Here is a 6,391-nt window from a genome sequence, read left to right on the forward strand (position 1 = left end):
GGATGAAAGCAAACGGATTATGGATTTTCGCCTGCCTCTTCCCTACCCTCGCCTTGGCACAGATGCCGATAAGTAGCGACACGGTGGCAGAACGGGGCTTGGCACTGCAACAGGAACGCATGTCTCTCACGAGGCATGCGAACCTGCTGTTGTATCATAATCCGGCTACATGGGCAACCCGATACGAGAACGACTTCTCGCAAGTCGGCATCGGCTATGACTACAAGAAAGCATCCTTACCCGCTGTGGCACAGATAGGCCGTGGCAAGCGGGCGTTTCTTTTCAATGCCGATTCCTATATTCGGCTCAACAAACAATCGGTGGTATGGGGAAAGGCCGCTTATGAAAACGGAAAGCGACTGCAAGCCTCATGGAATCTCGCATCAGATTTTGAACGCGTTTACCCTTATGTGCTGGCCGACAGTGTGACAGTAGACTTGAAACGGGAAACCTATTCTTTCAGCGGAGGATATGCCCACCAAGGCCGTAAAATGGGATTCGGAGCCGACATGAGCTATCGTTCGTTGTTAGAATACCGAGACCAAGACCCGCGCCCCAAGAACACTTCGCTGGATGTGAAAGGACGTATCGGCCTGTCATATCGGCTCTATCGGCACTACGCCATAGGGCTTTACGGCGCACTCAACAAGTATTCGCAGCAAGGGTCGATGATGTTTCTCAGCCCTTACGGTAATCGGGTGTTGTATCACATGATGGGACTTGGCATGCAGTACTTCCGTTTCAAAGGATTGGAAAGCAGCGTGAAATACGAAGGTAGTTCGTCGGATATAGGAGTGACGTGGCATGCGCTTGACGGACAAGGTCTGCAAGGAGCCGTGCAACTCTCGCGTGAACACATTCAAAAAAGACTGACAAGCAAGCAATTTCTTCCGCTTTGTGACACCTACCAAACGGCTCTCTCCGCACAGTTGTCATGGTCGAAACAGCTCGACAACTACGATTTTCACGTAGCCATCAAAGGTGAAAAAACGAATAGAGAGGGCAAGGAACACATCTACGATAACGGGGTGACGAACTATCACGAAATAGCAAGCACGAAACCTTTTCTCTGCAACATGGAGAGTGCCACGTTGGATATGGCAGGAGCGTATCGCCCTCATGAACGGCTGATGTTGGAATGTCTGCCGTCGGTCACCTATCGCAGCGTAAAAATGACTTATGTCGATCCGTACCGAGAACTGAAATACGCCGGTATAGACAGTCGGCTGAACTTTCAAATAAGCTGTCTTCTCGGCCGGAACCTGCTCTCTGCAGCAATGGAAGGCGGCTACATGGCGCATACAAGCAAGAACCTGACACTGACGCAGCCCGCACTCTTCGAGAAACCAATACCCGTATTGGAACAAAACTACAGAATGCTGTCTACAAACTATGCCGACTTCGGCCTGTCTGTGAGATACGATTTGTCCCTCAAAAAGACAGTCAGAAGCCTATACATCAAAACCGCCTATGCCCACAGACACTACAGCAATCACGAAAAGATAAACGCTTTCAGCATGTCGCTGGGCGTTACTCTATAACAAAATAATTTATCACTTAAAAACCATAACACAATGAACAAAATTTTACTTACTCTTCTTTGTACTCTTTTCTCGGTAGCCGTTTCTGCGCAATCCGACTACAAGTACAGCACAGATGCCTATTTCAACAAGGTAATCATTCAGGTAGACAAGCCCGGAACGCTTGAGAAAAAGCTTCAGGGCACCACGCTTTCTTCATTGACAGGCCTGAAAGTCATCGGCCCGCTCAATCAGGAAGACATGGAACTGCTCTCATGGCTTGCAACGAAAGGTACGAACAATGGTCTGCATTCCATCAACCTGCACGATGCCAACCTTGAAAGTATCCCTGCGAAATGCTTCAAAGGCACGTTTTATCTCATGTACTTCTACATGCCGCAAGATTTAAAAGAGATTGGCGACGAGGCATTCTCAGGCAGTGACCTGCAACACATCGACTTCCCCGCATCGCTGAAGAAGATTGGTAAGAAAGCCTTCTTCAGCCAGCATGCCAAGAAGTTGACCATTCCGGCTGCGGTGGAATCCATCGGCGATGGTGCCTTTGCTGCCATGAAAGACCTGAAAGAAGTGACCGTTGCCACAGGGAACACTGCATTTAAAGTGACCGACGGACTGCTCATAGGCCTTTCCGACAGCAAGCTCATACAGTGCTTCCCCTACGTGAAAGATGCGGTGACGATACCCGCAGGCACAAAACGCATCGGCGACGCAGCATTCCACACGGCAAAGTTTGTGACATCCATCAGCATACCCGCATCGATAGAACAGATAGGGACAGCCGCATTCTCGGCCACTTATGCCCTGACAAGTATCGATGTGGCAGCAGCAAACACCCACTACGTGAGCGATGGCGGCGTGTTGTTCAACAAAGAAAAGTCGATATTGCTTTGCTATCCCACCTCAAAGACAGGAAAAGCATACACCGTGCCTAACTCCGTGACCGAAATCGCGGCCTCTGCTTTCACTGAAGCCGGCGGTCAGAACTCCAAAGCGAAACCCGGTCTGCAAAAGGTAGTTGTACAAAATGGCGTAGTAAAGATAGGAGACGATGCCTTCAACTTCTCCGGCATTTCCGAAATCACCCTGCCCACCACGCTGCGCGAGATAGGTGCCAACTGTTTCTACTACACCAATGTGGAAGACGTAACCATACCCGAAGGTGTGAAGCGCATCGAAGCCGGCACTTTCGAGGCCTGCTATTCACTCACCACACTCACGCTCCCGTCTACCATGGAATATATCGGCGCGGGATTCCTGTCTATGTGCGATGCCATTGCCACCATCAACGTCTACGCCCAAACACCGCCGACATGCGACAGAGATGCCTTCGGTACCTTTGCCGGCTCTGTAGACCTGCACGTGGTAAAGGGTGCAAGGAAGGCATACAACAAGCATGAGGCTTGGGGAAATGCAGGCTTCAACGACATCATAGACGACCTCGAAGTAGTAACCGGCATAGAGATGCCTACCGCCACACCGGCCACCATCGTGGAAGTGGCGCGCTACAACGCCGCCGGAGCACGTCTCAACGCTCCCGAAAAGGGACTGAACATCGTAAAGATGAGCGATGGCCGCACCATGAAAGTCATCGTGAGGTAACAATCGTTGTTCCAAACCAAAGAAAAAGGAGAAGGGTGCAGACCCTTCTCCTTTTTGCGTTTGTCAACTTGCAGACACCGCTGACATCCAGTGAACAGAAACAATGGTTTGCTGACATCGCTGGCATCCAGCGAACAGAAACAATGGTTTGCTGACACCGCTGGCATCCAGCGAACAGAAACAATGGTTTGCTGACACCGCTGGCATCCAGTGAACAGAAACAATGGTTTGCTGACATCGCTGGCATCCAGCGAACAGAAACAATGGTTTGCTGACATCGCTGGCACCCAGCGAACAAAACAGCGGTTTGCCGGCTCTATTCCCTTAATATAGAGACGACTTTCAAGGCTAATGTTAAGGTCGTATTTGGCGAAGATACTGTTCGGGCAGTCGGGGCATTGCTCCGTTTTGGGTGCACACATAGGCACTCACTTCTACGGCAATACGGTGCGCCTCGCATACCGATTTCCCTTGAAGAATGGCTGCGCAGAAAGAGCCGGTAAAGGAATCGCCTGCTCCCACGGTATCGGCCACTTCCACTTTCGGCGTTTCTTGAAACGACATGCAGCCCGGAGTGAAAACGTAGCTACCGTTTACACCGCAGGTGAGCACGAGCATATTGAGGTTGTACTTGCCGAGAATGAGCCAACATTTATTTTCCATATCGAGCCCCGGATAACCGAACATACGGCCAATGCTCACGAGTTCTTCGTCGTTTATCTTGAGAACGTTGCAGAGTTTGAGCGATTCCTTTATGATTTCTTTCGTATAAAACGTTTGCCGCAGGTTGATGTCGAAGATGCGAAGACTTTCCTCGGGTGTGGCATGGACAAATCGGCGGATGGTCTCTCTCGACACAACGTTGCGCTGAGCAAGTGATCCCCAGCATACGGCGCAGGCGTTTCGAGCTACGGTGAGCATCTCATCGGTGAGAGGAATATTGTCCCATGCCACATTTTCGCGGATGTCGTAGGTGGGCACTCCCTCATCGTCGAGCACCACCTGCACGGTACCTGTGGGATAAGGGACTCGGGGCATGATGTATTGCAGTCCCCTTTCATCGAGTGCATGGAGGGTTTCTTCGGCAAGTTTGTCGTTGCCGAGCGCACTCACAGCCAACGTTTGGTGGCCGAACTGTCCGGTATGGTAAGCGAAGTTGGCGGGTGCACCTCCGAGTTTCTTTCCATCGGGGAGAACGTCCCAAAGTGCTTCGCCGATTCCGATGACATAAGATGTGGTAGATGAGATGGTTTTCATTGCTATTGTTTATTAGATGTTTAACTTGAAGTTGATAAACAGGGAGGCGCGAGGCCATTATGACACAAAAGTAATAAGAAATATGGCAACGGCCAACAGTTTCTGCTGATAAATGGCTACTTTTGCACACAAATACTTCGGCCGAAGTATTTGTCTTTTGCATGGAAATGCCGCATCGCTCCGATGCGAAGACCACCCTCATCACGATTGAAGATTATGATACAGGAACTGCAACTCAGAATTTCTCCGCAGCTTGCTTCTGCCGAGAACCATATCAAGGAATACATCGCCCGAGAGAAAGGCATCGATGTCCGCACCATTACCCATGTTCGTGTGCTTCGGCGTAGCATCGATGCCCGACAACGCACCATCTTGATCAATCTAAACGTTAGAGTATACATCAACGAACAACCCGCAGACGATGTTTACGAACCGGTGGTGTACAGAGAAGTGGTCGACTGTCCACATGTTGTTGTCGTAGGCGAAGGCCCCGGCGGTCTGTTCGCCTCTCTCCGGCTGATTGAACTCGGCTTCCGACCTATCGTTTTGGAGCGCGGAAAGAATGTGCACGACCGCAAAAAAGACCTGTCGCTCATTACGAAGACCCACCGCGTAGATGAAGAAAGCAACTATTGCTTCGGCGAAGGAGGTGCCGGCGCATTTTCCGATGGAAAACTCTACACCCGCAGCAAGAAACGGGGCAACATAGAAAAGATACTTCGGGTGTTTTGCCAACATGGAGCATCTACGTCTATTTTGGCAGATGCTCATCCGCATATCGGTACGGACAAACTACCTGCCGTTATTGAACAAATGCGCAATACCATTATTAAATGTGGCGGAGAGGTGCATTTTCAAACCAAGATGACAGGACTATTGCTCAATGGCGATCGCGTTGTCGGCGTAGAAGCGCATAATTTGCTCACCGATACCATGGAGACCTATCGCGGAGCAGTGATACTATCTACGGGACATTCGGCAAGAGACATTTACCGCTACTTTGCCCGAACACAAGTGGAAATGCAGGCCAAAGGACTTGCCATGGGCGTTCGTGTGGAGCATCCTGCCGCACTTATCGACCGAATACAGTACCACAACAAAGAGGGTAAGGGCAAGTATTTGCCCGCGGCAGAGTATAACTTTGCTACTCAAATCAACGGTCGCGGCGTTTACAGTTTTTGTATGTGTCCGGGAGGATTTGTCATTCCTGCTGCTACCGGAGCCCAACAAATCGTGGTAAACGGCATGAGTCCCGCCAACAGAGGCTCGAAATGGTCTAACAGTGGCATGGTGGTTGAAGTGCGCCCCGAAGATGTGGAGGGCGAAGATGTTTTGCGATTGATGACTTTCCAAGAAACGCTCGAACGCACATGTTGGCAGCAAGGCAACATGAAACAGACTGCTCCGGCACAACGCATGACAGACTTTGTGCAAGGCAGGCTGAGCTACGACCTGCCCAAATCTTCTTATGCGCCGGGGCTGATTTCAAGTCCCTTGCATTTCTGGCTGCCCGCCCCTATCGTGAAGCGTTTGCAAAAAGGTTTTGAGCGGTTCGGCCAAACCAGTCGAGGTTTCCTTACCCATGAAGCCGTATTGATCGCCGTAGAAACCCGTACCTCTTCGCCTGTGCGCATACTCCGCGACAACGAAACACTGCAACACGTACGCCTCCGTGGACTTTTCCCATGTGGCGAAGGCGCAGGCTATGCCGGCGGCATCGTTTCTGCCGGTATAGATGGAGAACGTTGTGCAGAAATGTGCGCCCTGTATCTCAACGTTTGACTATCCATACGGGATTGCCTCACTGCAAGGCTCAAAACAAAAATCTTAGCGCTCGCAGTTGGACTGCAAGAAGCAAAACAAAAAAAAAGGAGAGGGTGCGTCAATTTTGACACACCCTCTCCTTTCGTTTTCGTAGTCCAAGAATAATTTATTCCGGTGTTGCGGCAGGTGCTTTAGTCCAAGAATAATTTATTCCGGCATTGCGGTAGGTG

At 50.5% G+C, this 6,391-nt stretch carries 4 protein-coding genes; 3 read left to right on the top strand and 1 reads right to left on the bottom strand.

All coding sequences use genetic code 11. The features are described 5' to 3' along the window. Nucleotides 1–2 precede the first annotated feature (2 nt). Nucleotides 3–1,541 carry a DUF6850 family outer membrane beta-barrel protein gene (locus HMPREF0658_RS01935; protein WP_006948178.1) on the top strand — a complete coding sequence of 513 codons (1,539 nt, stop codon included), beginning with the start codon at nucleotides 3–5 and terminating at the stop codon, nucleotides 1,539–1,541. 33 nt (nucleotides 1,542–1,574) lie between these two features. Beyond that, nucleotides 1,575–3,140, top strand: coding sequence for a leucine-rich repeat domain-containing protein (locus tag HMPREF0658_RS01940; protein WP_006948179.1), 1,566 nt, complete (start codon nucleotides 1,575–1,577; stop codon nucleotides 3,138–3,140). 354 nt (nucleotides 3,141–3,494) lie between these two features. On the opposite strand, the gene HMPREF0658_RS01945 is transcribed toward HMPREF0658_RS01940, so the two are convergent. Then, nucleotides 3,495–4,397, bottom strand: coding sequence for a carbohydrate kinase family protein (locus HMPREF0658_RS01945; RefSeq protein WP_006948180.1), 903 nt, complete (start codon nucleotides 4,395–4,397; stop codon nucleotides 3,495–3,497). A 216-nt stretch (nucleotides 4,398–4,613) separates the two neighbouring features. Here HMPREF0658_RS01945 and HMPREF0658_RS01950 point away from each other — a divergent pair, with 216 nt between their 5' ends. Beyond that, the gene (locus tag HMPREF0658_RS01950) at nucleotides 4,614–6,179 is read left to right on the top strand and encodes an NAD(P)/FAD-dependent oxidoreductase (protein WP_006948181.1); all 1,566 of its coding nucleotides are present in this window, start codon (nucleotides 4,614–4,616) and stop codon (nucleotides 6,177–6,179) included. Nucleotides 6,180–6,391 lie beyond the last annotated feature (212 nt).

Origin of the sequence: Hoylesella marshii DSM 16973 = JCM 13450 (assembly GCF_000146675.1) — a bacterium.
Lineage (GTDB): Bacteria > Bacteroidota > Bacteroidia > Bacteroidales > Bacteroidaceae > Prevotella > Prevotella marshii.